Source organism: Haloglomus salinum (assembly GCF_024298825.1).
Taxonomy (GTDB): domain Archaea; phylum Halobacteriota; class Halobacteria; order Halobacteriales; family Haloarculaceae; genus Haloglomus; species Haloglomus salinum.
The window spans coordinates 1,617,661-1,641,662 of record NZ_CP101153.1 but is presented as its reverse complement, the minus strand read 5'-3'; the positions used below and the strand labels follow the sequence as shown (position 1 = coordinate 1,641,662).

The 24,002-nt window shown below is 69.4% G+C and carries 18 protein-coding genes; 11 read left to right on the top strand and 7 right to left on the bottom strand.

What is annotated here, in order from left to right:
• Positions 1-77: 77 nt before the first annotated feature.
• From NL115_RS07970 to endA, 5 genes are all read left to right on the top strand, one after another.
• Entirely contained in the window at positions 78-830 is a 753-nt protein-coding gene (locus NL115_RS07970; protein ID WP_254832648.1) for a pirin family protein, read from the top strand.
• A gap of 120 nt (positions 831-950) precedes the next feature.
• The gene (gene serA / locus NL115_RS07965) at positions 951-2,534 is read left to right on the top strand and encodes a phosphoglycerate dehydrogenase (RefSeq protein WP_254832647.1); all 1,584 of its coding nucleotides are present in this window, start codon (positions 951-953) and stop codon (positions 2,532-2,534) included.
• Positions 2,535-2,687: 153 nt separating this feature from the next.
• Positions 2,688-4,301, top strand: a complete 1,614-nt coding sequence (locus tag NL115_RS07960) for a tryptophan--tRNA ligase (RefSeq protein ID WP_254832646.1) — start codon at positions 2,688-2,690, stop codon at positions 4,299-4,301.
• A gap of 476 nt (positions 4,302-4,777) precedes the next feature.
• On the top strand, positions 4,778-5,566 hold the full coding sequence (locus tag NL115_RS07955; protein ID WP_254832645.1) for an endonuclease NucS domain-containing protein: 789 nt from the start codon (positions 4,778-4,780) through the stop codon (positions 5,564-5,566).
• A gap of 81 nt (positions 5,567-5,647) precedes the next feature.
• Complete coding sequence (gene endA, locus NL115_RS07950) at positions 5,648-6,703, top strand: tRNA-intron lyase (protein WP_254832644.1); 1,056 nt, start codon at positions 5,648-5,650, stop codon at positions 6,701-6,703.
• 39 nt (positions 6,704-6,742) lie between these two features.
• On the opposite strand, the gene radA is transcribed toward endA, so the two are convergent.
• From radA to NL115_RS07925, 5 genes are all read right to left on the bottom strand, one after another.
• Entirely contained in the window at positions 6,743-7,777 is a 1,035-nt protein-coding gene (gene radA / locus NL115_RS07945) for a DNA repair and recombination protein RadA (RefSeq protein ID WP_254832643.1), read from the bottom strand.
• Between the two features lie 246 nt (positions 7,778-8,023).
• A complete protein-coding gene (gene ilvA / locus NL115_RS07940) occupies positions 8,024-9,232 on the bottom strand; it encodes a threonine ammonia-lyase (protein ID WP_254832642.1) in 1,209 nt (402 codons plus the stop codon).
• Between the two features lie 299 nt (positions 9,233-9,531).
• Positions 9,532-9,960, bottom strand: a complete 429-nt coding sequence (locus tag NL115_RS07935) for a DUF2391 family protein (RefSeq protein ID WP_254832641.1) — start codon at positions 9,958-9,960, stop codon at positions 9,532-9,534.
• 70 nt (positions 9,961-10,030) lie between these two features.
• Positions 10,031-10,714 carry a class I SAM-dependent methyltransferase gene (locus NL115_RS07930; protein ID WP_254832640.1) on the bottom strand — a complete coding sequence of 228 codons (684 nt, stop codon included), beginning with the start codon at positions 10,712-10,714 and terminating at the stop codon, positions 10,031-10,033.
• A gap of 67 nt (positions 10,715-10,781) precedes the next feature.
• The gene (locus NL115_RS07925; protein WP_254832639.1) at positions 10,782-11,801 is read right to left on the bottom strand and encodes a hypothetical protein; all 1,020 of its coding nucleotides are present in this window, start codon (positions 11,799-11,801) and stop codon (positions 10,782-10,784) included.
• 222 nt (positions 11,802-12,023) lie between these two features.
• Between NL115_RS07925 and NL115_RS07920 the strand changes: the two genes are divergently transcribed.
• Both NL115_RS07920 and NL115_RS07915 read left to right on the top strand, forming a co-directional pair.
• The gene (locus NL115_RS07920; protein ID WP_254832638.1) at positions 12,024-13,490 is read left to right on the top strand and encodes an APC family permease; all 1,467 of its coding nucleotides are present in this window, start codon (positions 12,024-12,026) and stop codon (positions 13,488-13,490) included.
• 22 nt (positions 13,491-13,512) lie between these two features.
• Entirely contained in the window at positions 13,513-14,166 is a 654-nt protein-coding gene (locus tag NL115_RS07915) for a potassium channel family protein (protein WP_254832637.1), read from the top strand.
• A gap of 32 nt (positions 14,167-14,198) precedes the next feature.
• On the opposite strand, the gene NL115_RS07910 is transcribed toward NL115_RS07915, so the two are convergent.
• Positions 14,199-14,792, bottom strand: coding sequence for a DUF1684 domain-containing protein (locus NL115_RS07910; RefSeq protein WP_254832636.1), 594 nt, complete (start codon positions 14,790-14,792; stop codon positions 14,199-14,201).
• A 303-nt stretch (positions 14,793-15,095) separates the two neighbouring features.
• Here NL115_RS07910 and NL115_RS07905 point away from each other — a divergent pair, with 303 nt between their 5' ends.
• Positions 15,096-15,371, top strand: a complete 276-nt coding sequence (locus NL115_RS07905; RefSeq protein WP_254824115.1) for a DUF433 domain-containing protein — start codon at positions 15,096-15,098, stop codon at positions 15,369-15,371.
• A complete protein-coding gene (locus NL115_RS07900) occupies positions 15,368-15,736 on the top strand; it encodes a DUF5615 family PIN-like protein (protein WP_254832635.1) in 369 nt (122 codons plus the stop codon). Before NL115_RS07905 ends, NL115_RS07900 begins: the two co-directional genes overlap by 4 nt.
• A gap of 12 nt (positions 15,737-15,748) precedes the next feature.
• Here NL115_RS07900 and mutS read toward each other — a convergent pair whose 3' ends face one another.
• Positions 15,749-18,496 (bottom strand): DNA mismatch repair protein MutS, encoded by a 2,748-nt coding sequence (gene mutS / locus NL115_RS07895; protein WP_254833075.1) that lies wholly within the window; start codon positions 18,494-18,496, stop codon positions 15,749-15,751.
• Positions 18,497-18,813: 317 nt separating this feature from the next.
• Here mutS and NL115_RS07890 point away from each other — a divergent pair, with 317 nt between their 5' ends.
• Both NL115_RS07890 and NL115_RS07885 read left to right on the top strand, forming a co-directional pair.
• Positions 18,814-21,420: a prolyl oligopeptidase family serine peptidase gene (locus tag NL115_RS07890; RefSeq protein ID WP_254832634.1), complete on the top strand. Its 2,607-nt coding sequence runs from the start codon at positions 18,814-18,816 to the stop codon at positions 21,418-21,420.
• Between the two features lie 94 nt (positions 21,421-21,514).
• Positions 21,515-23,953 carry a PHB depolymerase family esterase gene (locus NL115_RS07885; protein WP_254832633.1) on the top strand — a complete coding sequence of 813 codons (2,439 nt, stop codon included), beginning with the start codon at positions 21,515-21,517 and terminating at the stop codon, positions 23,951-23,953.
• Positions 23,954-24,002: the final 49 nt, after the last annotated feature.

Here is a 24,002-nt window from a genome sequence, read left to right as displayed (position 1 = left end):
ACCTGCTACCGATGTCACCTGGTTGCCGTGGTGTCGTCGGGTAGCTAAGGAGGCTCCAGGGCGTAGCCGGGCGTATCGTGAACGCGGACTCCCGGACCGAACTCTACAAAGCACCGCAAACGTCGGTCTCACAGAATCAGGGGCAGTTCAGGATCCATCTGAACTTCCCGGGACGGAACCATCCGACCCACGATGACCACGGCTACGGTCCGCTCGCCGCCGTCGTGGAGTCGTTCATGGACCCGGACACGCTCATCTCGATGCACCAGCATCGGAACGAGGAGATCGTCTCGTGGGTCCCGGCCGGCGTGATGCGACACGGGGACCGGCAGGAGAACGACCTGGTCACCGACCCGGACCACCTGCTGGTGATGAACGCGGGACGGGGGTTCTGGCACGAGGAGCGCACGCTCGCGGACGACCCGCCGCTGCGGATGCTGCAGATATTCGTTCGCCCGCGCAGCCTCGACCTCCAGCCGGACATCCAGCACGAACCCATCCCCGACTCCATCGCCAACGAATGGCGCCATCTCTTCGGTCCCGAGGGCGCCGACGCGCCGGTGTTCGTACGCAACGACGTCCATCTCTACGATATCCGGCTCGACGAGGGCGCCATCGGCAGGCTCCCGTCGCGAAACGGATACGACACGTACTTCTACGTGTTCGAGGGAGCGGTCGAGACCGCCGGAACCCGGTTCGAGGAGGCCGAAAGTGGCCTCCTCGTCGACGACCGCGACCTCGCGCTCACCGCCACGGCGGATTCGCTCGTGGTCGCGTTCCAGATAGACCCCGACGCCCCGATCACGAAGCAGGGAACGATCGGGCGGTAGCGCCGGGCGGAATCCGACCATCCGAAGCCGCGTCGGTTGGTCCGTGCCAACGTCCGGGCGATGCTGGCGAGACGGACCGGGAACGGAAGGGTTTACCGCCACGCAACGGACCGTCCGCGCATGAAGGTACTCGTCACGGACCCCATCGCGGACGCGGGACTGGATCGGCTCCGGGAAGCCGGCCACGAGGTCGTCACCGAATACGAGGCGGAGGGCGACGAACTCAGGGCGGCCGTCGCGGACGCCCATGCGCTCATCGTGCGCTCGGGCACCGAGGTCACGGCCGACCTCCTCGCCGCGGCACCGGAACTGCAGATCGTCGGGCGTGCCGGCATCGGCGTCGACAACATCGACATCGACGCCGCCACCGAGCACGGCGTCATCGTCGCGAACGCGCCGGAGGGCAACGTCCGCGCCGCCGCCGAGCACACGGTCGCGATGGCGTTCGCCACCGCGCGCTCCATCCCGCAGGCCCACACCCGCCTGCGCGGGGGCGAGTGGGCGAAAGGCGAGTTCCTCGGCACGGAACTGCGCGACAAGACCCTCGGCGTCGTCGGCCTCGGCCGCGTCGGGCAGGAGGTCGCGAAGCGGCTGGGCGGACTGGGCATGGACCTGGTCGCCTACGACCCCTACATCGGCGAGGAGCGTGCCGACCAGCTCGGCGCCGAGCTCGCGGACCTCGACGAGACCCTCGAGCGCGCGGACTTCCTCACCATCCACACGCCGCTCACGCCGGAGACGGAGGATATGATCGGCGAGGACGAGCTCGCGCAGCTGGAGGGCGGCTACGTCGTCAACTGCGCCCGCGGCGGCATCATCGACGAGCCCGCACTCGCCGAGGCCGTCGAGGACGGGGTCCTCGCGGGCGCTGCCATCGACGTCTTCGCCGAGGAGCCGCTCCCCGACGACTCCCCGCTGCTCGACGTCGACGATATCATCGTGACGCCACACCTCGGCGCCTCGACCGAGGCCGCCCAGGAGAACGTCGCCACCTCGACCGCCGAGCAGGTGCTCGCCGCCTTCCTCGGCGAGCCCGTGATGAACGCGCTCAACGCGCCCTCGATGGACGCCGCCGCGTTCCCGCGGGTCAAGCCGTACATCGAACTGGCCGAGACCGCCGGCCGCATCGCCGTCCAGCTGTTCGACGGCCACGTCAACGAGATCGAGGTGGAGTACGCCGGCGACATCGCCGAGGAGGACGTGGAGCTCGTCACCGCGTCGGCGCTGAAGGGCGTCTTCCTCCCCATCGAGTCACAGGTCAACGCCGTCAACGCGCGTGATATCGCCGAGGAGCGCGGCATCGAGGTGACCGAGACGAAACACTCCCAGGCCGAGGACTTCACCTCGCTGGTGACCGTGACGGTCCACAACGAAGAGGAGTCCGTCTCCGTCTGCGGGACGCTGTTCGCGGGCGACGACCCGCGCATCGTCCGCATCGACGGCTTCCGCGTCGACGCCATCCCCGGCGGCCGGATGATCGTCTCGCGCAACACGGACGAACCCGGCGTCATCGGGCTCATCGGCTCGGTCATGGGCGAGTACGACATCAACATCGCCGGCATGTACAACGCCCGCCAGACCATCGGCGGCGAGGCGATGACCGTCTACAACGTCGACCAGGAGGTCCCCGACGAGGCCCGCGAGGAGCTGGAATCCGACGAGCGCGTCATCGAGACGCGCTACATCTCGCTGGCAGACGAGTAGGGACGAGACACATTGGTGTGAGCCGCCTCGGGGGCAAGCCCCGAGGCACTCGACCTGCTCTGCCTGTAGAACAAGCGGCTGGAGCATCGTGCCAGCCCGCCCCACCCGAACGAACGCTTTTTGCGGTGACACGCCCTCGCCCGACCTGTACGGATGACCGACGACGACACTCACGGGAGCGACGACACGCCTCCCTCCGCGGCCGACACCGGGACACCGGTCGCCGATGGAGGGAGCGCAGCAGGAGCGGACGACGTCGCGCTGGACCCGTGGGGTTCCTCGACCGTCGGGGACTACCGCAAGCTGTTCGAGGAGTTCGGCATCGAGGAGTTCGACGACGTCCTCCCCGAGGTCCCCGAGCCGCACTACCTGATGCGCCGGGGCGTCCTCTTCGGCCACCGCGACTACGGCCGCGTGGCCCGCGCGATGCGCAACGACACCACGGGCCCGGACGAGCCCGCCGACGCCGCCGTCCTCTCGGGGTTCATGCCCACCGGCGACCCGCACATCGGCCACAAGATGGTCTTCGACGAGATCATCTGGCATCAGGAGCAGGGCGCCGACGCGTTCGGCCTCATCGCGGACCTCGAGGCCCACGCCGCCCGCGGGCTCTCGTGGAACGAGATCGACGAGCACACGCGCTCGTACCTGCTCTCGCTGCTCGCGCTCGGCTTCGACCCCGAGGAGGGCGAACTCTACCGGCAGTCGACGAACCGCGAGGTGCAGGACCTCGCGTTCGAACTCGGGACGAAGGCGAACTTCTCCGAGTTGAGCGCCATCTACGACTTCGACGGCGAGACCGAGGTGTCGTACATGCAGAGCGTGGTCACACAGATGGCCGACATCCTCTACCCACAACTGGAGAAACCCCGGCCGGTCGTCATCCCGGTCGGCCCGGACCAGGACCCGCACGTCCGGCTGGCCCGGGACCTCGCGGCGCGGATGCGCTTCTTCAAGGTGACCGAGGGGTACGCCAGCTTCGAGGTCGACGACGAGGAGCGCGACCTCCTCGCCCGGGCGTACGAGGCGCTGGAGGCCGAACGCGGCGCGGACGACGACCCCGTGCGCTGCGAGGACGCGGCCGACTGGCTTCGCGAGCACGCCGACGCGAACGACGCCCGGGCCGGCGCCGTCGAGAGCCTCGACGCCGCGGGCAAGGAGCCGCTCCGCCCGCGCGTGCGCTTCCTCGACCGGAACGCCACCGACGAGGCGTTCGAGGCGCTCATCGACGCCGTCGAGGGCGAGAAGCGGGTCTTCGAGGGCCACGTCGACGCGTTCGACATGGACCGTGCGACGGCCGAGGACCTCGCACGCGAGGTGGAGGTCGACCACGGCGGCTACGGCTTCCAGCCACCCTCCTCGGTGTACCACCGCTTCATGACCGGGCTCACGGGCGGGAAGATGTCCTCGTCGGTCCCGGCGAGCCACATCTCGCTGCTCGACGACCCCGAGGACGGGTACGACAAGGTGAAATCCGCCGCGACAGGCGGTCGCGAGACCGCCGAGGAGCAGCGCGAACTCGGCGGCGAGGCCGACGAGTGCCCCGTCTACGAACTGTACGCCTACCTGCTGGCCGGCGACGACGACGAGTTCGCCGCCGAGGTGTACGAGGAGTGCGTCGGCGGCGAGCGGCTCTGCGGTGACTGCAAGGAGCAGGCCGCGACGCTGATGCGCGAGTTCCTCGACGAGCACCAGGAGAAACGGGAGGAGGCCGCCGAGTTGCTGGAGGAGCTGGACATCGAACTGGAGAGCCCGCGAAAGGGATAGGCCAGATATATACATATTCCGGCCTTTGTTCCCACGTCTAACAGGAAACAAATCCACTATCTGGTTAATTTGGATTCCAATCGGATAATCTGAAGTCTGTTGAAAGCCCCCGCTCGCTCGACTCGCGCGCCTCGCTGCGCTCCTCGCCTCGCTCCCATCGGTCGCTCGGCTGCGGTGCTTGCGTCGTCGTGCTTCGTCGAGCGAGCGGCCCCTTTCAGTCCCGCCCTCGTGCCTGTGGCACCGAGCGTTCGCGGGTGGTGGTTCCGGCGGAGCGCAGTGTCCCCACACCTCCCCGCGCTCGCGCCGTCAGAGCAAGCTCTGACGAGCCCTCGTTCGCTTCGCTCACGAGGACGCCGGAGTGTTCCGGCACGCTCGCTAGCGCGAGCGGCCTCCACAGGAGGGCGCGAGCGCGCTTCCTGGTCCCGGAACCGGGGGGTCGGCTCAAGTTGAAATAGGGGGACGCGACCAGACCACCCATGCCCGACACGGACGCTGTCAGGGTCATCGCCGGAGAGAGCACGACCACCTTCTTCACCAACAGCGGCAGCGACGGCGCGTGGCGGCCCGAGCGCGAGCAGCACGGCCGGCTCGTCACCGTCGTCAAGCCCGACGGGACCACGCTCGTCCACGACGAGAGCGGCTATCAGCCCGTGGCGTGGCTCACGCGCCCGGAACACGTGACCGTCGAGCGCGAACGGCCCGCGAGCGCCGAGGGCGACCGGACGGTCGTCACCGCGGTCGACGGGGACAGCCGCCTCCGGGTCCGGGTCGACGCCGCCGTCCGCGAGACGCACCCGACCTCCGCGTCGGGGGCGCCGGTCGGGACCTGCGACTGCGGCGGCACGCTCGTCCGGGACACGGGCGGGGTCGCATGCGTCGCGTGCGAGGCGCGCTACGGCCTGCCCGCGGGCGCGACCGTCACCGAGGAGTCGTGCCCGGACTGCGGGCTCCCTCGCTTCCGGGTCGAGCGTGGCCACGCGTTCACCGTCTGTCTGGACCGGACCTGCGAGTCGCTCGACCGGGCCGTCACCGCCGCACTCGACGAGGAGTACGACTGCCCGGACTGTGGGGTGCCGCTGCGCGTGCTCCGTCGAGGCGGACTCATCCTCGGGTGCGACGCCTATCCGGACTGCACGTTCTCCGCAGCCGTGCCGGACGGCGTGCTCAGCGGCGAGTGTGGCTGTGGGCTCCCCAGGTACGAACCGCGAGCGGGCGAGAGCAGCGAGCGCTGTCTGGCCGCCGGCTGCGAGCACGACCAGCCCTGAGCCGGGGGCGAACTCGTCGTCGCCCCCGCCAGCCCGTCACCACACCGTCATCGCTATGCGTGGTGAGGCGAACCGCCGGTCATGGAGGGGCAGACACGTACGGACGACATCGTCCGGGTGCCGGCCAACGGCCGCGAACGGTTCTACGACTCGCGGGGCTACGGCCGGCCGGCAGGTGACGCGCTGGACCTCGCGCCGGTCGAGGCCGCGCACCTGCTCTACCGCGGGGACCTCGATTCGGTCGACGGGCAGGGCTTCCGCGAGTACCTGAGTGCCGTCGGCGGCCTCGCGGTTCGCTTCTTCGTCTACAAGGACCTCCGGGACCGCGGGTTCTACTGCTCGCCCACGCGCGAGGGCTGGAGCGACGCCGTCGACCCCGACGACACGGCCGACTTCCTCGTCTACCCGCGCGGGAAGGGGCCCTGGGACGAGGTCGTCGAACACCGGGTCCACGTCGTCGGCGAGCGGACGACCGTCGCCGCCAGCCAGCTCGACGGCGGCGTCCTCGCGGTCGTCGACGAGGAGTCCGAGATCACCTACCTCGACACCAGCCGCGCGCCCGTCGATGGTGCAACCGAGCACGAGCCCCCGACCGGCGTGGCTGCCACGCTGCTGGGCGACCGCGTCGTGGCGTGGGAGCCGCCGGAGAGCCTGTACGAGCAGGGGTTCTACGGCCAGCCGCTCGACCGCGACGACGACGCCATCCAGCTCTCGCTCGTCGAGGCCGCCTACCTCGCCGAGCGCGGGGCGCTGGACGTGCAGGCCGACGACCGGGACGACGGGCACGCGGCGGTCCTCGCTCGCGGCCGCGAGGCCGAGGGCGACCGGTTCGACCGCCGGCTCGCGGTCTACACCACCCTCCGCGACCGCGGCGTCGTCCCCAAGACCGGCTTCAAGTTCGGCGCCGACTTCCGGACCTACGCCGAGGTCGAGAGCGTCGAGAACCTGGGCCACTCCGAACTCCTCGTGCGGGTGCTCCCGGCGGGGCACGCGTTCGCCCCGCGAGACCTCGCGCTCGACGTCCGGCTCGCCCACGGCGTCCGCAAGGAGATGATGTTCGCGCTGGTCGACGGCGCCGGGGACGGAGCGGACAGCCCGAGCATCGAGTGGCTCCGGGTGCAGCGGCTGACCCCGTGAAAGCGGAGGCAGAACTGTTCTCGGTGCGCTACGCGGCTGTCACTCTGGCTTGAGGCCCGCACCCTGGACGCGCATGACGGCCTCCCCGTCGGGGAGGTTGGGCGCGTCGACGAGTTTGACGATACGCTTGTCCTGCTTGGACTTCTTCAGGTAGAGCCGGAACGTCGACTTGTGGCCGAGGATGTTGCCGCCGATGGGCTTGGTCGGGTCGCCGAAGAAGGCGTCCGGGTTCGACTGGACCTGGTTCGTGACGATGACCGCGGTGTTGTAGAGGTTGCCGACGCGGTCGAGGTCGTGGAGGTGCTTGTTGAGCTTCTGCTGGCGGTTGGCGAGTTCACCGCGGCCGACGTACTCCGCACGGAAGTGGGCGGTCAGCGAGTCCACACAGAGCAGCCGGACGGGGAACTCGTCGTCCTCGTACTCGGCGGCGATCTCCTGGGCCTTCTCGGCCAGCAGGATCTGGTGGTTGGAGTTGAACGCCTTGGCGACGTGGATCTTGTCCAGCATGTCCTCGACGAGCGCCTCCAGTGCGTCCTCGTCGTCGGCGCCGCCCTCGATTTCGCGGGCCTCCAGGGTGGCGTCGATGACCTCGTCGGGGAGCCCGCGGACCATCTCGTCGATACGCTCGGGGCGGAACGTGTCCTCGCTGTCGATGAAGATGGCCCGGCCCTCCAGCCCACCGTGCTCCTGCGGGAGCTGGACGTTCACCGAGAGCTGGTGGGTGACCTGGCTCTTCCCGGCGCCGAACTCGCCGTACACCTCCGTGATGGACTGGGTCTCGACGCCGCCGCCCAGCAGGTCGTCCAGCTCGTCGATGATGAACTGGAGCTTCCCGATTTCCTCGCGTCGGGTCAGTACGTCGGCGCCGGTCTCGAAGCCGCCGATGTCGGCGGCGTCACGCGCGGCGTTGATGATATCGGAGGCAGAGGACTCACCCACGTCGGCCTTGTTCGAGAGCTCGGCGGGGCTCGCGACGGCGATGCTCTGGTACGAATCGTAGCCGTTGTCCTTGAGTTTCTCCGCGGTCGCGGGTCCGACACCGGGCAGGTCCTCCAGGTCAGCAGTCGTCGACATATCCAGGGGTTGTGCCCCCCGTCATATAAAGTCTCGTCAACAGGTAGGTGAAAGTGAAATCGCGAGACGTGACCGTGGTTGTCCGGAGGCGGAGACGAGGGTTCAGGTGGGAAGCCAGCAGGGTGCGGAAGTCATCGCGGATATCCGGGGAATCGCCGTCCCGAGACCGAGACCGACCGAACGGACCGTGTCGTAGAAGTACGGCTGGTGCGGTTATCCGGGAGAGATAGTTCAGGCGATAGACGGTTACACGAGGATATCAACCTCGTAGCCGTGTGCCTCCAGTGCGTCGACCAGTTCCACGACGTGCTCGTGGCCACGGGTCTCCAGGTCCAGTTTCACGTCGGCGGCGTTCATCTCGATGTCCCGCGAGGTGCGGTCGTGCTGGATGGCGTAGATGTTCGCGCGGGCCCCCGCGATGACCTCGATGAGCTGTTCGAGCGCCCCGGGGCGGTCCTTCAGCACCGTCCGGAGCCGGAGGTAGCGCCCCGACTCAACGAGCCCGCGCATGATGACCGTCGTGAGCACGTTCAGGTCGATGTTCCCCCCACAGAGCGCGGTGACGACGGTCTCGTCGTCCTCGTAGTCGAACGCCCGCTCGACCACCGCCGCCAGCGGGACCGCCCCGGCCCCCTCCACGAGCGTCTTCGACCGTTCGAGGAGCGCGACCAGCGCGTTCGCCGTCTCGGCGTCGGTCACCGTCACGACCTCGTCGACGCGCTCCTCGATGATGGGGAACGTCTTCTCACCGGTCTTGCGGACCGCGATACCGTCGGAGATGGTGTCGACCCGGTCTCGCTCGACGGGTTCGCCCTTCCGGAGCGACTCGGCCACCGCCGAGGCGCCCTCGGCCTGCACGCCGACGACGCGCGCGTCCGTCTCGGCCTTCAGCACGGTCGCGATACCGCTGATGAGTCCGCCGCCGCCGATGGGGACGACGACGGTATCGAGGGCCGGCAGCGCCTCGACCATCTCAAGCCCGATGGTCCCTTGCCCGGCCATCACGTCGTAGTCGTCGAACGCGTGGATGTAGGTCCGGCCCTCCTCGTGCTCGAGTTCGTGTGCGTGCTCTGCGGCCGCGTCGTAGTCGGCGCCCGCCAGCACCACCTCGGCACCGTACGAGCGGGTCGCGTTGATCTTCGAGATGGGTGCCTGCTCGGGCATCACCACCTTCGCGTCGACGCCCTCGGTCGTCGCCGCCAGCGCCACGCCCTGCGCATGGTTCCCGGCGCTCGCGGTCACGACGCCAGCCTCGCGGTCGGCCTCGGAGAGCAGGCGGATCTTGTTGAGCGCCCCGCGTATCTTGAACGCCCCCGTCCGCTGGAAGTTCTCCAGTTTGAGGTGGACGTCGGCGCCAGTCCGCTGGGAGAAGGTGTACGAGTGGTCGAGCGGGGTCCGCCGGACCACGTCCTCGATGCGGTCCCGGGCCGCCCGCACGTCCTCGATATCGAGCATGCTCGGGCTACCGGGTCACGGGAGTTGTAGTTTCGGCCAGGGAGGGGCGACCCGCGGACGGCCCCACACCGGCGCTGCCGCTGGCGGACGGTGAGTGCTTCGGGGAAGCGGAGCGGGAGCCGCCCCGACCACCCCGGGAGCAAGGGAGCGTGTGTGCACTCGGATAGATGCCGTGAGGGAGGATAAACGCCCGCCGTCCGCGGTGAAAGTGAAAACCGTACGAGGGAGGCGTGTCTGACGGGGCGAACGTCAGACATCCCGTGCGGCAGCCCGCTACCGCTCGCCGCAAAGCGACTCGTCTAGAACACGGAGTCAGCCGTCGCCGCGCCGACGACGCTGAATATGGCGCCGATACTGACGGCGTAGGCGGTGACCAGCGGCCACTCCGCGACAGGGATACCCAGTCCCGAGAGGAACGTCTCGGGAGCGCCGAACGCCAGCGCGAGCACGAGTACGGAGCCAAAGGAGACGAGCATCAGCGAGATGAACCGGGCCGGAACCCCGGCGACCTCCGTCTCACGGTCAGGGTCACGGTCGTCGGCCTGATACAGCGCGCCGTAGCCGATGGCGAAGACGATGCCGACGGTGAGCAGGGCCTGCCAGACGGACATGCTCACGGCGAGCACCCACACCTCCTCGGTGACGACGAACGGGCCAGCGAGCAGGAACCCGCCGACGACCTGCTGGGCGATGTCGGCGGTCCTGAACCGGCGCGAGGGTCCGACCATGTCGCGCAACTGAACGCCGGCAGTCAAAACCCCCGGGGTCCACCCGGGCAGCCGTCGACCGGTGCCCCGGCTACTCCGGGGCGACCCCGACGGTCAGCAGGGTCCCCAGTTCGCGGTACCGTTCGACCATCGCCGCACGCGTGTCGAACGCCTCCGTCGGGAACTCCGCCTCGGGTGGAATCTCGGTCTCCCGGTCCGGAACGTTGTCCTGCTCGGCGACGAAGAAACCGGCCTCCCGGAACGCCTCGCGGTACTCCTGTCTGTCCCAGCGGGTCATCTCGATGGCGATGTTCTCCTGCCAGCCGTGTGAGTGGACGTTCTCCTCGTAGTAGTTCACCGCACAGAAGAACGTGCCACCCGGGCGGAGGACCCGCCGGAGTTCACGGAGCGTCCGGAGCGGGTCGGAGGCATAGTAGAAGGCCTCCATGGAGAAGGCGTGGTCGACGGAATCGGTCGCGAACGGGAGCGCATCGAAGTCGCCCCGGACGTAACCGACCCGACTGTCGTCGGTGTACGAGCGGGCGTTCCGCAGCATCTCGGGGGATGCATCGAGCCCGTAGCCTCGGCCCGCTCCCTTCGTCTCCCGGAGCGCCCGCAGCGCGTACCCGGACCCTGTCCCGAGGTCGACCACCGTCTCCCCCTCCTCGACGGGCATCCGTGCCAGGACGTGTTTCGCGGTGTGCCAGTGGCGGTCCTCCATCCCCCTGTCGCGGCCGTCGGCGGCCCAGGCGTCGAACTCCTCGCGAACGCTCATACGCACTCCAGCAGGGTACGCCAGTTACGCTCTTCGAGAGGCCGCCGACACCGATACCCGGGCGCCGCTACTCGAGGAGGACGAAGCAGGAGAGCAGTCCCACTCCCTCGCGCGACGCCTCGATGTGGCCACCCCGGACGCTGGGGACATCCGCATCGTCGACGAGGACCTCGGAGAGCGTCCGTTCCAGGCGCTGGAACGCGCCCAGCGTGAGGTCATCGCCCGCGACGAGGTAGGCCAGCCAGCCCTGCGGGGACGACGAGAGTGGAAGCCCCGCGCCGTCGTAGCAGGTCCGAAGCGAGGCCTCGACGGCGTCTCGGTCAGGTGGGGAGCGGCCGAGGGGAGCGTCGTAGTCGAGCGTCGCGACGACCGGGACTGCGACGTGACCTGCGGCGAACAGGTCGTGAAGCGTCGCGAGGTCGACCGGGAACGCCATCGAACTGGACGTCGACCCGAGCACCGCGGACACCAGCTGGTCGGTCACGGCGGCGACGGGCGGCTGTCCCGACCCGGCTCCCGGAGCTGGAGGGAGTTGCCCCGGGTCGACGGGAACCAGGCAGTCCGCGGTCGACCGGAGCATGGTGAGCGCATTCCGGACGGGCGAGTCAATCGGGCCCGCCGGCAGCGTCGGGATGACGACCGTCGGGACGTCCTCCCGTGCCGCGAGCGCGGTCGTCCGGCGGAGGAGGCGGCGGGCAGTAGAGTCACCCAGCGCCCCGGTGAGCACGTGGATATCGGCGGCCTCGACGAGCGACACCAGTCGGTCGGGTGGGGCCGTCGTGGACGCTGCCCGTGTCGGGGGGTCGTCGGTCGCCGGTACCTCCCACACCAGCGCGTCGTCGATGTCGTGGACGCGGGGAGGGTCGTCGCTATCGCCCGACAGGGCTACCGACATCAGGACGGTCTCCCGGGAATCGTCTGCCGCTCTGTAGTCCGACGTAATCCTGCCGACCCGTTCGCCGCCGGTCGCACCGCACCCGATGACTGCCGCTCGCGGCGGGCCGAACTCCGTCGACGGTGCATCCTGCTCGACCGTCCGGCGCTCGGCCTCGGCGTGGTCGAGCGCGGCCTCGACGAGCCCCTCCATGCCCCTCCTCGTCGTGCCTGCCGCTTCAAGCTTCGTCGGACGCTGGAATGACACTCCCTCGACACCCCCCAGCTACGGGTGCCACCTGCACCGGGCTCCCCGAGGTGGTGACGGATGTGGCCGCAAGTTCGGGCGTTGCCTCAGGGCCGGAGCGACGGCCCGGACCGATTCTGACCGTACCGTTAACTATCCGTGGGCGGGACACTCGAGACGAACTGGTAGATGTCCCACGGTGAACGTGAGCCCGCGGCGGAGCTCGGACTGCTCGACGCGACGATGATCGGGATGGGGGCGATGATCGGCGCCGGCATCTTCGTGTTGACGGGGCTAGCTGCGGAACTCTCCGGACCGGCAGCCATCCTGGTCTTCGCCCTGAACGGGGCCGTCACCGCCTTCACGGGCCTCTCCTACGCGGAGTTGGCCTCCGCGATTCCCAAGAGCGGCGGCGGCTACGCCTTCGTCCGGGAGATCTTCGACGACCTGCCGTCGTTCGTGATGGGGTGGATGCTGTGGTTCGCCTACATGATCGCCGGCGGCCTGTACGCGCTGGGGTTCGCGCCGAACTTCCTCGAGCTCCTCCACGTCTACGGCTACGTCCCGCCGCCGGGCGAGGTGGGGGCCGTCGCGCTCCCGCTGCTGCCGGCGATTCCGGCGACGGTGGCGCTGGCGTTCGGCGCGGTCCTCGTGCTGGTGCTCGTGAACGCCGTCTCGACCGCGGCAAGCGGCAGCGTCGAGACGATATTCACCATCGTCAAGGTGAGTATCCTCGTCATCTTCGTCGCCTTCGGCTTCCTGTCGGCGGGTGGCGGCGGGGAGACGAGCTTCACGTTCCAGAACTTCGACCCGCTGTTCACCGGCGATGGGGGCGCGCTCAGCATCCTCCCGGCGATGGGGCTGACGTTCATCGCCTTCGAGGGGTACGACCTCATCACCACCGTCACCGAGGAGGTGAAGAACCCCCGCGAGAACATCCCGAAGGCCATCTTCGCGAGTCTGGCGGTGACGGTCGTGGTCTACCTGCTCGTCGTGACGGTCGCCATCGGCACCCTCGGAGCGGAGGGGCTCGCGGCGGCCGGCGAGGCCGGTATCGCCGAGGCGGCGACCTCGTTCATGCCGAAGGGGCTCCCGGTCATCCAGAACGGGGGCGCGGTCATCGTCTTCGGCGCCGTCTTCTCGACCATCACGGCGCTGAACGCCGTCGTCATCGCCTCCTCGCGGGTCGCGTTCTCGATGGGACGGGAGGGCCAGTTGCTCCCCCGATTCGGCCACATCCACCACCGCTTCGGGACGCCGTTCCTCGCGATTCTCGGCAGCGCTCTCGTGATGCTCGGCTCCGTCGTGCTCCCGACGAAGAGCGCGGGGAACATGTCCAGCCTGTTCTTCCTGCTCTCCTTCATCGTGGTCAACGGCGCCCTCATCAAACTGCGACGGGAGCGCCCGGACATGCGCCGACCGTACGAGGTCCCGTACTATCCGGTGACGCCGGTGCTGGCCATCGGCCTGAATCTCCTGCTCACCGTGGTCCTCGTGGAGTACCTCTTCCGGACCGACCTGCTGGCACTGGCGCTGAGTATCGGCTGGATCGTCCTCGGAGTGGTCGGGTACTACGCGCTCGAGCGCCGCCCGGAGGTGGCAACCGGGGACGCAGGCCCCCCCGAACCGACCCCGTCGGACCCGGAGGATGATTAGCCATGCCGTACAGAGGTGACGCATGAACGGGGACCTGCGTGTCGTCGTGGTCGGAAGTGGGCGGGTCGGACTGCGGGTAACCCGGCTGCTCGACGCCCGCGGCCACGATGTCGTGATGGTCGAACGGAACCCGGACCGCGTCGAGCGCGTCCTCGACGCCTACGTCGCGACGGTCATCGAAGGGGACGCCACACATCCGTCGGTCCTGGAGCAGGTCGACCTCGACCGCGCGGACGTGGTGGCGACGATGACCGACACGATGGGGACGAACCTCTCGGTGGCACTGCTGGCCCAGCGGCTCGCACCCGACGTCCGGACGGTGATGCGTGTCGTCGACGGCAACATCGAGGAGTACGAGGACTACGCCGACGCGCTGGTCTTCCCCGAGCGCGCTGGCGCGACCGCCGCCATCAACGCCGTCCTCGGGGGCGATGTCCGCACCGTCGAGAACCTCCCCGGTGAGCTGGAGATCATCGAGATGACCGTCAGCGAGGGCGCACCCGTCGCGGGCAAGACCCTGCAGGAGGTGTCGCTCCCGCGGGGCAGTCTCGTGGTGTCGGGTGCCGCGGGGCACGCCGTCGCGGCGTCCGACACGCGGCTGGAGCCCGGTCACGGCTACCTCGTCGCCGTCGAGAACGAGGTCGCCGACGAGGTCACACGGCTGTTCCGGGGCTGAACGCGGCCGACGACGCGACGCACGGCCCGCGTTCAGACCGAGCGCGCCAGCCGCTCGCCCGCCTCGATGCGCACGTCCAGCGTGTTCTCCGGTGGCGCCAGCGGACAGGCGAAGGCCTCGTTGTAGACGCAGAACGGGTGGTACGCGAGGTTGAAGTCCAGCGGCAGTGCGTCGGCCTCGGCGAGGTCACCCTCCACCTCGAACTCCATGTACCGGCCCGCGCCGTACGTCGTATCGCCGGTCGTGCCGTCCCGGAACGGGACGAACAGTGTCGTGGTGTCGTCCTCACCGGAGTGGTCGTGTGGGTCAGCCTGCTCGTAGCCGTACAGCTCCTGTTCCTCGCCGTCGAGTTCGAAGACGAGTTTCGCCACGCGCTCGTACTGCTGGGGCTCGCCCTGCGTCATCTCCAGTTCGATGGTGTCCTCGCCCTCTGCGGGTTCGACCCGCGCCGCCACGCGGAACGAGGGGTCCGGGTCGTAGTAGGTCAGCCCCTCGAACTCCTCGCGGTCGGCCTCCGGGATGGGCGACTGCCGGTGCTCGGCGAAGAACTGGTCCTTCTCGGCGCGGTACTCCTCGAGCTCGCTGGCCCACGCGTCGGCGTCGAAATCGGCGTCGTCGATGCTCATACCGGGGGTTGGGTCGGCGGACGGGTAAACCGTCGGCTCGTGGACGGTCGGGTGAGGTAGTGCGGAGACGTGAATAACCAGCAATATCCCATCGAAAGAGCACCAATAACTGAACAAAACTGCAATAAAGAAATATATTATGGGAATATTCAATCGGTTCGAGGGATACTCAGAATAAATCGCAAACCCAGCGTCTCCAGCGGCGTCGTGTTACCGGAACCCCCCGCTCGGTCCAATCAGCAGTTGGTCGTCGGGCCGACAGCCGCCGAAAACGTATAACCGACGAGGCAGCATAGACCACCTATGAGCATCACTCGTGACGAGGATGTCCTCGGCGGCGAACCCCGCATCGAGGGAACACGCGTCGGAGTTCGCCACATCGCGGCACGGGTGATCGATGGCGGCCAGTCCCCCGCGTACGTCGCCGACCAGCTGGACCTCTCGCTGGCAGTGGTCTACGAGTCACTCTCGTACTACTACGAGCACATCGACGAGATGCGGGAGTTCGAACGGGAGAACAGCGACGCGTTCGAGCGCGTCCGGGAATCGTCGCTGAAACCGAAAGAACCAGTGCAGTGACGGCGGCGCGGCTTCTCCTCGACGAACACGTCGGTCGCGTCTTCGAGCGGCTACTCCACGAGCGGGGGCACGACGTCGACCAGGCCAAGGACCGCTTCGGTGAACACACGAGCGACACCGAACTGCTGGAGTGGTGTGGCGAGCACGGCAGAGTTCTCCTGACGAACAACGCGAAGGATTTCGAGCGCCTGCACCGCGAGCACGACCACGCGGGAATACTGCTGTACTACGAGCAGACGCTCCCGGACACCGACCCAGAGGGGCTTGCTCGTGCGGTTGACGCGGTCTTCGACCAGTACGGAACGGACGGCGTCGAGAACGAGCTCGTCGAACTCGACGAGTGGCACGACTGGCTCCAGCGGTAGCGCCCGACACGCCTACTCCGACTCATCTAGCAGCCGCTTCAGCTCGGACAGCTGGTTCAGCGCCTCCAGCGGCGTCGTGTTCCCGAGGTCGACGGCGTCCAGTTCCGCGACCAGCCGCTCGACATCGTGGCCGCCGTCGCCGGAGACGGTGCCAGTTCCACCCGAAACGGGAGCGTTCGTGGACGACCCCCCCGTTCCACCTGAAGCCGACCCCCCGGAGGCACCGAACCCGGCCGCTGCGCCCCCGGAGTCACCGCCCTCGGGCCGCCCACCACCAGTCTCCCGCGCCAGCAGTTCGTGTGCGCGCTCGACCACCTGTTCGGGCACCCCGGCGGCGTCCGCCACCTCCACGCCGTAGGAGGCGGTCGACGCGCCGGGCTGGAGGTCGTGGCGGAAGACGACCTCGCCGTCGCGCTCGGTCGCCGGGAAGTGGCGATTGACGGCCTCGGGCAACTCGGCGGCGAGTTCGGTCAGGTCGTGATGATGGGTGGCGAACAGGACCGTCGCGCCCACCTCGTCGTGGAGGTACTCCGTGACGGCCCGGGCGAGCGCGAAGCCGTCGGCGGTCGAGGTGCCCCGGCCCACCTCGTCCAGCAGGACGAGCGAGCGCGACGTGGCGGCGCGGAGGATGTCGGCCACCTCGGTCATCTCGACCATGAACGTCGAGCGCCCGCCCGCGATATCGTCGCTGGCGCCGACGCGGGTGAACACGCGGTCAACGACGGGCAGTCGGGCCGCGCGGGCGGGCACGAACGACCCGACCTGCGCCAGCACGCTGATGAGCGCGACCTGGCGCATGTACGTCGACTTCCCGCTCATGTTCGGGCCCGTAATGACGGCGATGGTGCCGGGGTCGAGGTCGGTCCCGTTCGGGACGAACCGCTCCTCGGCGCGCTCGACGACGGGGTGGCGACCGGCCTCGATGTCGAAGCGGTCGGCGCCGACCTCGGGGCGCGTGTAGCCGTGTTCGGCCGCGACCGTCGCCAGCGCCACCAGCGCGTCGAGGTCCGCGAGCGCCGACGCGAGCCCCTGGATGCGCTCGGCCTCGGCCGCGACGTCGCCGCGCAACTCGCGGAACAGCTCGTACTCCAGGTCGTCGGCGCGGTCCTCGGCGCGGAGAATCTCGTCCTCGCGCTCCTTCAGGTCGGGCGTGACGAACCGTTCGGCGTTCTTCAGCGTCTGCCGGCGCTGGTACTCCTCGGGAACCGCATCGAGGTTCGCCTTCGTCACCTCGATGTAGTAGCCGTGGACCTGGTTGTGCCCGACCTTCAGCGAGTCGACGCCGGTCCGCTCGCGCTCGCTCGCTTCGAGGTCGTCGATCCACTGCTTGCCCTCGCGCTCGGTCGCGCGCAGCTCGTCCAGCCGGTCGTCGTACCCCTCCCGGACGACGCCGCCCTCGGTCAGTTCCGGTGGCGGGTCCTCCCGGACGGCGGTGGCGATGGCCTCGCGCACGTCGGCCACGGGGTCGAGCCGCTCCCGAAGCCGGCGGACCGGCTCGCTCTCGGCGTCCGCGAGGGCGTCCCGGAGGTCGGGGACGACCGCGAGCGTGTCGTGGAGCGACCGGAGGTCCCGGGCATTCGCCCGACTCCGCGAGACGCGTGCGACGAGCCGCTCGATGTCGTAGACGTCGGCCAGCCGCTCGTGCAACCGTTCGCGGGTGCGGACGTCGGTCAGGAACTCCTCGACGGCGTCCTGGCGCGCCTCGATGCGCTCCGTATCGAGCAGCGGCCGCCGGAGCCAGTCCGTCAGTTCTCGCCGCCCGAGCGCACAGGCCGTCTCGTCCAGCACGTCCGCGAGTGCGGTCCCGGCGGCGCCGTGGACGTGCCGGGGCTCGAACAGCTCCAGCGACCGGACCGCGACCGCATCCAGCAGCATGTACTCGCGGGGGTCGTACCGGGTGAGGTGGTTGAGGTAGTCCAGTCGCGGCTCCGCGGGCACGTCGCCGGGGTCCAGCCCCGTCTCATCGACCTCGCCGTCGTCGACGGCGCCGGCGCCCTCCTGGTACCCGCCGCGGGTGTACTCGGCGTACGCGAGCAGGGCGCCGCACGAGCGGGTCTCGGCCGCGCTCGCGAGCGAGTCGCTTTCCTCCGAGAAGTAGGTCCCCACGCGCTCGCGGGCGACCGCCGTCTCGAACGCGACCGGGTCATAGCGGGTCACCATCGCCTCCGCGGGGAACGCCTCGCGAACGTCTGGCGCCTCGACCGCGGGGCCGACGACGACCTCGCTGGGAACGAACCGGCCGGCCTCGTCGGCGACCGCGTCCAGCGAGCGCAGGCCGGTCGCGTAGAAGTCACCCGTCGACACGTCAAGCAGCGCGAGGCCGTACGTGCGGCCGCCCGCGACGCCGTCGGCGTCATCCTCGACGGCCAGCGCCGCGACGAAGTTGTTGTCCGCGCCCCGCAGGAGTTCCGTCTCGGTGAGGGTGCCCGGCGTGACCACCCTGGTGACGGCCCGTTCGACACAGCCCGACGCCTCCTCGGGGGCCTCGACCTGGTCCGCGACGGCGACGCGGTAGCCCGCATCCAGCAGCGTCTCGATGTAGCTCTCGGCGCTGTCGATGGGGATGCCGGCCATCGGATACCGGCCGGTGGAGTCCTCGCGCTTGGTGAGCGTGATCTCGCAGAGCCGCGCGGTGGTCTCGGCCGCCTCGCAGAACGTCTCGTAGAAGTCGCCCACCTGGAACAGGACGAGCGAGTCCTCGTAGCGGGCACAGAGCTCGTAGTACTGGCTCAGCATCGGCGTCAGCTCCTCGGGGTCCATCCCGTCGGGCGCGCCCAGCGCCGGGTCCGTGGCGGCCTCGGCATCGCCCCGGGGCGACTTCTCGGTCTCACCGCCGTCCGGAGCCCCGTCGGCGTCCCCGTCCGGAGCCCCGTCGGGCTCCCCGTCCCGGTCCGTGCCGGCGTCCTCGTCCATGGCCGTCCCGTCCGTGCCCGGCCGGGAAATAGCCGACGGACCGGCGGCCGTGGCAGACCCGTGCCACCCCGTCTCGTGAGAGGCGTGGACACGGCCGTATCGGGGATAAAACCCCGTAGAACTGCCGGCTGAAGCCTTTTGCAACAGGACCGTCATTGGTGGGTATGACCGAGCACGACGTGGCCCAGCCGGCCACGGATGGTGGGACTGCGGATGCGGATGCGGACGCGGACACCGGGGACGGCACGGCGCCGGAGCCGGCGCCCGCACAGGACCGACGCGACGACTTCGTGCCCGAGGGGATGCCGCGACCGGGTCCGGACGCGCTGTACGGGGAGAATCCGACGCCGCCGGTGCTGCAGAACGGGCCGGGCTGGGAGGCCGAGCCGCTGCTCGTCTCCGGTACCGACGCGTACGCCGACGGGGAGTACCTCTACCAGGACTACGTCTTCGACGACCACGGCGCCGACGTGACGCCGATGTACGCCGAGCCACCCGAGGGGGCGAAAGCGGTCGGCGGGGTCTACCAGCAGCCGACGGGCGACTACTACTACCCACGCGACGAGGACCGCTACGCGTACAACGCCGCCGACCTCGTGGAGTTCCGCGCCCGACCGACGGACGAGGGTGTCGCCTACCGCATCACGCTGAACACGATGCGCACCGAGGACGCCGCGGCGGTCGCCATCGGCATCGACACCTCCGGCGAGGGGGCCCCCGAGCGCGGCACGACCGACTGGGGCTACGGCCTCGGCAAGCTGGGCGCCCCAGTCGACCACACGCTCGTGACGTGGGGGACCGGCGCCGAACTCGACGGCGAGCCCCTCTCGGAGGAGCGGGTCGTCGTCGACACGGACCGCAACCAGATCGAGGTCGAGGTTCCGCTCGAGCCGGGCACGGAGACCTGGCGCCACTACTGCGCCGTCGGGCTCTGGGACCGCGAGCGCGAGGGGTTCAAGCAGGTGAACACGGCCGTCGACGACGAGTACCCGGGCGGCGGCGAGGGGGCCGAGGACCTCCCACCCGTGTTCAACGTCGGCTTCCGCTTCGACGAGCCGATGGACCGGAACGTCGAAGCCGAGAACCTCCTCCCGCGGCTGGCGGCGATGGGGCTGGACCTGCCCGGCACGCTCCTCGGGGAGTTGCAGGAGCCCCAGCGCCTGCTCGGCCGCGTGCAGGGCATCGGCGATGCGCTGGGCGACACCATCCGTGACCCGCTCGGCGGGAACCCGTTCGACCCGCTCGGCCTGGCCGACGACGTGAGCGACGTCTTCGGCGACCTCGACGGCTACCCACGCGTGTTCGGCCACGGCAACTGGCGCGAGACCGGCCAGGCGTTCGCGCTCCGTGACCGCGACATCTCCGCGTTCCACGCCGATATCGACTTCGGCAAACTGGCCGACGCGGTGACCGAGCGTGAACTCCCGACGGGTGGGTACCACAGCTTCCTCTATCCCTCGCGCCACGAGTTCGACCACGACGGCGTCGACCCCCACCGGAACGTCTTCTACGGCCGCCTCCAGCCGTACAGCGCCTACATCCCCGAGGACTACGACCACGACGACCCCGAGCCGGCGCCGCTGGCGCTCCTGTTGCACTCGCTGGGTTGCTGTTACAACCAGTACGCGACGTTCATGCCCAACTACGTGAAGGGGTTCGCCGAGGAGTACGGCGCCATCGTGATGACCCCACAGGCCCGCGGCCCGGCGCTGTGGTACCAGCGCCAGGCCGAGCTCGACGTGTTCGAGGCGATGCGGGACCTCCGCGGGCGGTACGAGGTCGACATGGACCGGGTGACGGTGTCGGGCTACTCGATGGGCGGCTACGGTGTTCACCTCCTCACTGGGAAGCACCCGGACGTGTTCGCGCGGGGCTTCTCCATCGTCGGCACCCCCTCCGAGGACCCACTGGAGGGGCCGACGAACAGCATGCTGGAGACACCCGCGGAGATCATGACGGGCCTGTTCGGCGGCGAGGACGGCGGCGACCTCATCACCGTCTTCGGCGACAAGCCCGAGGACGCACTCCGCCTGACCGACAACCTCCGGCACGTCCCGATGCTGCTGTGGAACGGGGTCGTGGACCCGCTCGTGCCCATCCTCGGCCCGGCGAACTACGCCCGCCGGATGGACGAGTTCGACTATCGGCACCGCATCGACGTGTTCCCCGGCGGGACACACATGATACTGGCCGCGTGCGACGAGTGGAGCGGCGGCCCGGAGTACGTCGCCGAGGGCCACCGCGAGGCCGAACCGAAGCGGGTCACGTACAAACACGTCCCCGAGTTCGACTACCCCGAGTTCGGCCTGGTCCACGACGGGGCCTACTGGGTGGACGGCATCACCGCTCACGAGGAGTTCTCCAGCGGCCGCGTCGACGCCATCACGCTGGCCGAGGGGTACGAAGCGCCACACGTGAAGCATTTCAACTGGACCGGGAGCCAGCCCCAGCCCCACGTCACCCGCGGCGTCGAGTGGGTCGACCCGGACGAGGTGGACGGGGACGGCGAGCGCAACCTCGCCGACGACGACGAGCGCGACGGCCACGAGCGCTACGCGCCCGCCAACGCCCTCAACATCACGTGCTGGGGGGTCGAGGAGGTCACGGTCCACATGGAGGGGGCGAAGCTCGACCCCACCGAGGAGCTGCGCATCGACTACCGCGCGAGCAACGAGACGACGGTCGTCCTCGCCAGTGCCGAGGGCGAGCGCGAGGTCACGCTTCCCGAGGACCGCGACGGCGCGACCACGACGGTCGACCCCATCGCGTGAGCGGGAGCCATCCCGCCCCGACCGGCGCCACGATATAAACCCACCGTCGGGAACAAGGAAACAGGTTTACAGTTGCGTACGTAAAGGGACGGCTATGTCCGAGGACCACGGCGACTCGGCCGAGTTGCCGACCACCTCACCGCGGCCGGGGCCGGACGCGCTGTACGGGTCGAACCCGACCCCGCCGCCGCTGGAGAACGGCCCCGGCTGGGAGGCCGACCCGCTACTCGTCTGTGGCGCCGCCGCGTACGACGACGGCGAGTACCTCTACCAGGATTACGTCTTCGACGACCACGGTGCCGACCAGCGCTCCGTGCTGTCGCGCGCGCCGCAGAACACCCAGAGCGCCTACGGGAGCTTCTCGCCGGCCACCGGCGACCTGTTCTACCCCAACGACCACCACCGCTACGCGTTCAACTGCGCGGACCTGCTGGAGTTCCGCGCCCGGGTCGACGCCGACCCGGACGAGGGCGACGAGATCGTCTACCGCTTCACGCTGAACGCGATGGCCGAACCCGACCTGACCGCCGTCGCGGTCGGCATCGACACGACGGCGTCGGGTGGCCCCGTCGACGGGTCGAGCGACTGGGGGTACGGCCTGGGCGACCTGGGCGCCCCCGCCGACCACGTCCTCGTGACGTGGGGCACCGGCGCCGAGCTGGACGGCGAGCGTCTCGACGACGACCGCGTCAGTGTCGACGTCGAGCGCAACCAGATCGAGGTCCGGGTCCCGCTGGACCCGGGCGTCGAGACCTGGCGCCACTACTGCGTGACGGGGCTGTGGGACCCCGACGGGGAGCAGTTCAAACAGCCCCGCGAGAACCCGACCGACGACCTGCCCGGTGGCGCCCGGCCCTCCTCGAATCCCCCGCCGGTGTTCAACGTGGGGTTCCGGTTCGACGAGCCGCTCCAGGAGGAGGAGCTGAACCTGCTGGGATTGAGCCAGGCGTTCCGGAACGTGCTGGTGGGTGGGCTCCCACGGCTCCTGACGGGAACGCTGAGCCGGGTGACCCCCATCCCGGGGCTGGACTCGGCGGTCGACGAGGTGACAGCCGCACTGGACGGCGAACTCCCGCGGACCATCGGCCGGGGGAACTGGCGCGAGTACGGCCAGGCCCGCGCCCTGGCCGAGCGGGACATCTCGCGGTTCCACACGGACCTTGACTTCGCCAAACTGCGCTCGGGGCTGGACGACAGCCGCGTCCCGAAGACGGGCTACCTGACGCTGCTGTACCCCTCCCGGTACGACTACGGCCGCCAGGGGACCGACCCCTACAACGACGTGTTCTGGGGCCGGCTCCAGCCGTACGGCGCGTACGTCCCGCCCGAGCACGACCCCGACGAACCAGCGCCGATGACGCTGATGCTGCACTCGCTGGGCTGTAACTACAACGAGTACAGCGTCTTCATGCCCGGGCTCGTCGAGAGCATCGCGAAAGAGCAGGACGGCATCGTCCTGATGCCACAGGCCCGGGGGCCGGGGCGCTGGTACCGCAAGGAGGGCGAGGTCGACGTGTTCGAGGCGTGGCGCGACCTCGAGACGCGCTACGAGATCGACCGCGACCAGGTGACGGTGTCGGGCTACTCGATGGGCGGGTTCGGCACGCAGATCCTCTCGGCGAAGTACCCCGACCTGTTCGCGCGGGGCTTCTCGGTCGTGGCGCCGCCCTCCGAGGACCCGCTGGAGGGGCCCTCGTCCGGGCTCGTCCAGTCGCCGCCGCTGTTGACCCAGGGCCTGCTCGGCGGACGGGGCGGCGGGGAGTTCCTCACCCTCTTTACCACCCACCAGGAGAACGCGATGGAGCTCTCGGACAACCTCCGGCACATCCCGATGTTGCTGTGGAACGGCGGCATCGACGAGCTGGTGCCGGTGCTGGGGCCCATCAACTACAGCCGGAAGCTCAAGGAACACGGCTACCGCCACCAGCTCGATATCTTCCCGGCGGCGGGCCACCTGATGCTCGCGGTCCGTGACCAGTGGAACCGGGCCCCCGAGTTCCTCGCCCGCGGCCACGTCAAGCGCGGTCCGACACGGGTCACCTACCGGCGCGACCCCGAGTTCGACGAGCCCGCGCTCGGCCTCGCCCACGACAAGGCCTACTGGGTGAGCGACATCCGCGTCCGCGACCAGGAGGAAGGCGGCCTCGTGGACGCCCATTCGCTGGCCGAGGGGTACGACAAGGCGGTCTCCGAGAGCTTCCGGGAGACCGGCAGCAACCCGCAGACCCGCATCACGAAGGGCACCAAGTGGGTCGACTTCGAGCACGTCCACGACGAGGCCAACGAGCTCCACATCAAGCTGGAGAACGTCGACGCCGTCACGCTGTGGATCGAGGAGGCCGGGCTGGAACCGGACGAGGACCTCACACTCATCGTCCGGAGCGACGGGCTCGCCGAGCTGATGCTCGCGGGCTCGTTCGGCCGGGAGACAGTCGAGGTGGTCGAGGGCGACACCACCATCGACCTCGGCCCGCTCGTGAACCCTCACCCCGACGACGCCGGTACGGCCGGGCAGCCCGGCGAAGCCGACTAGCGCCCGACCCGAGCTGGTACTCCTTCCTCGATTGACGGAGACGAGACCG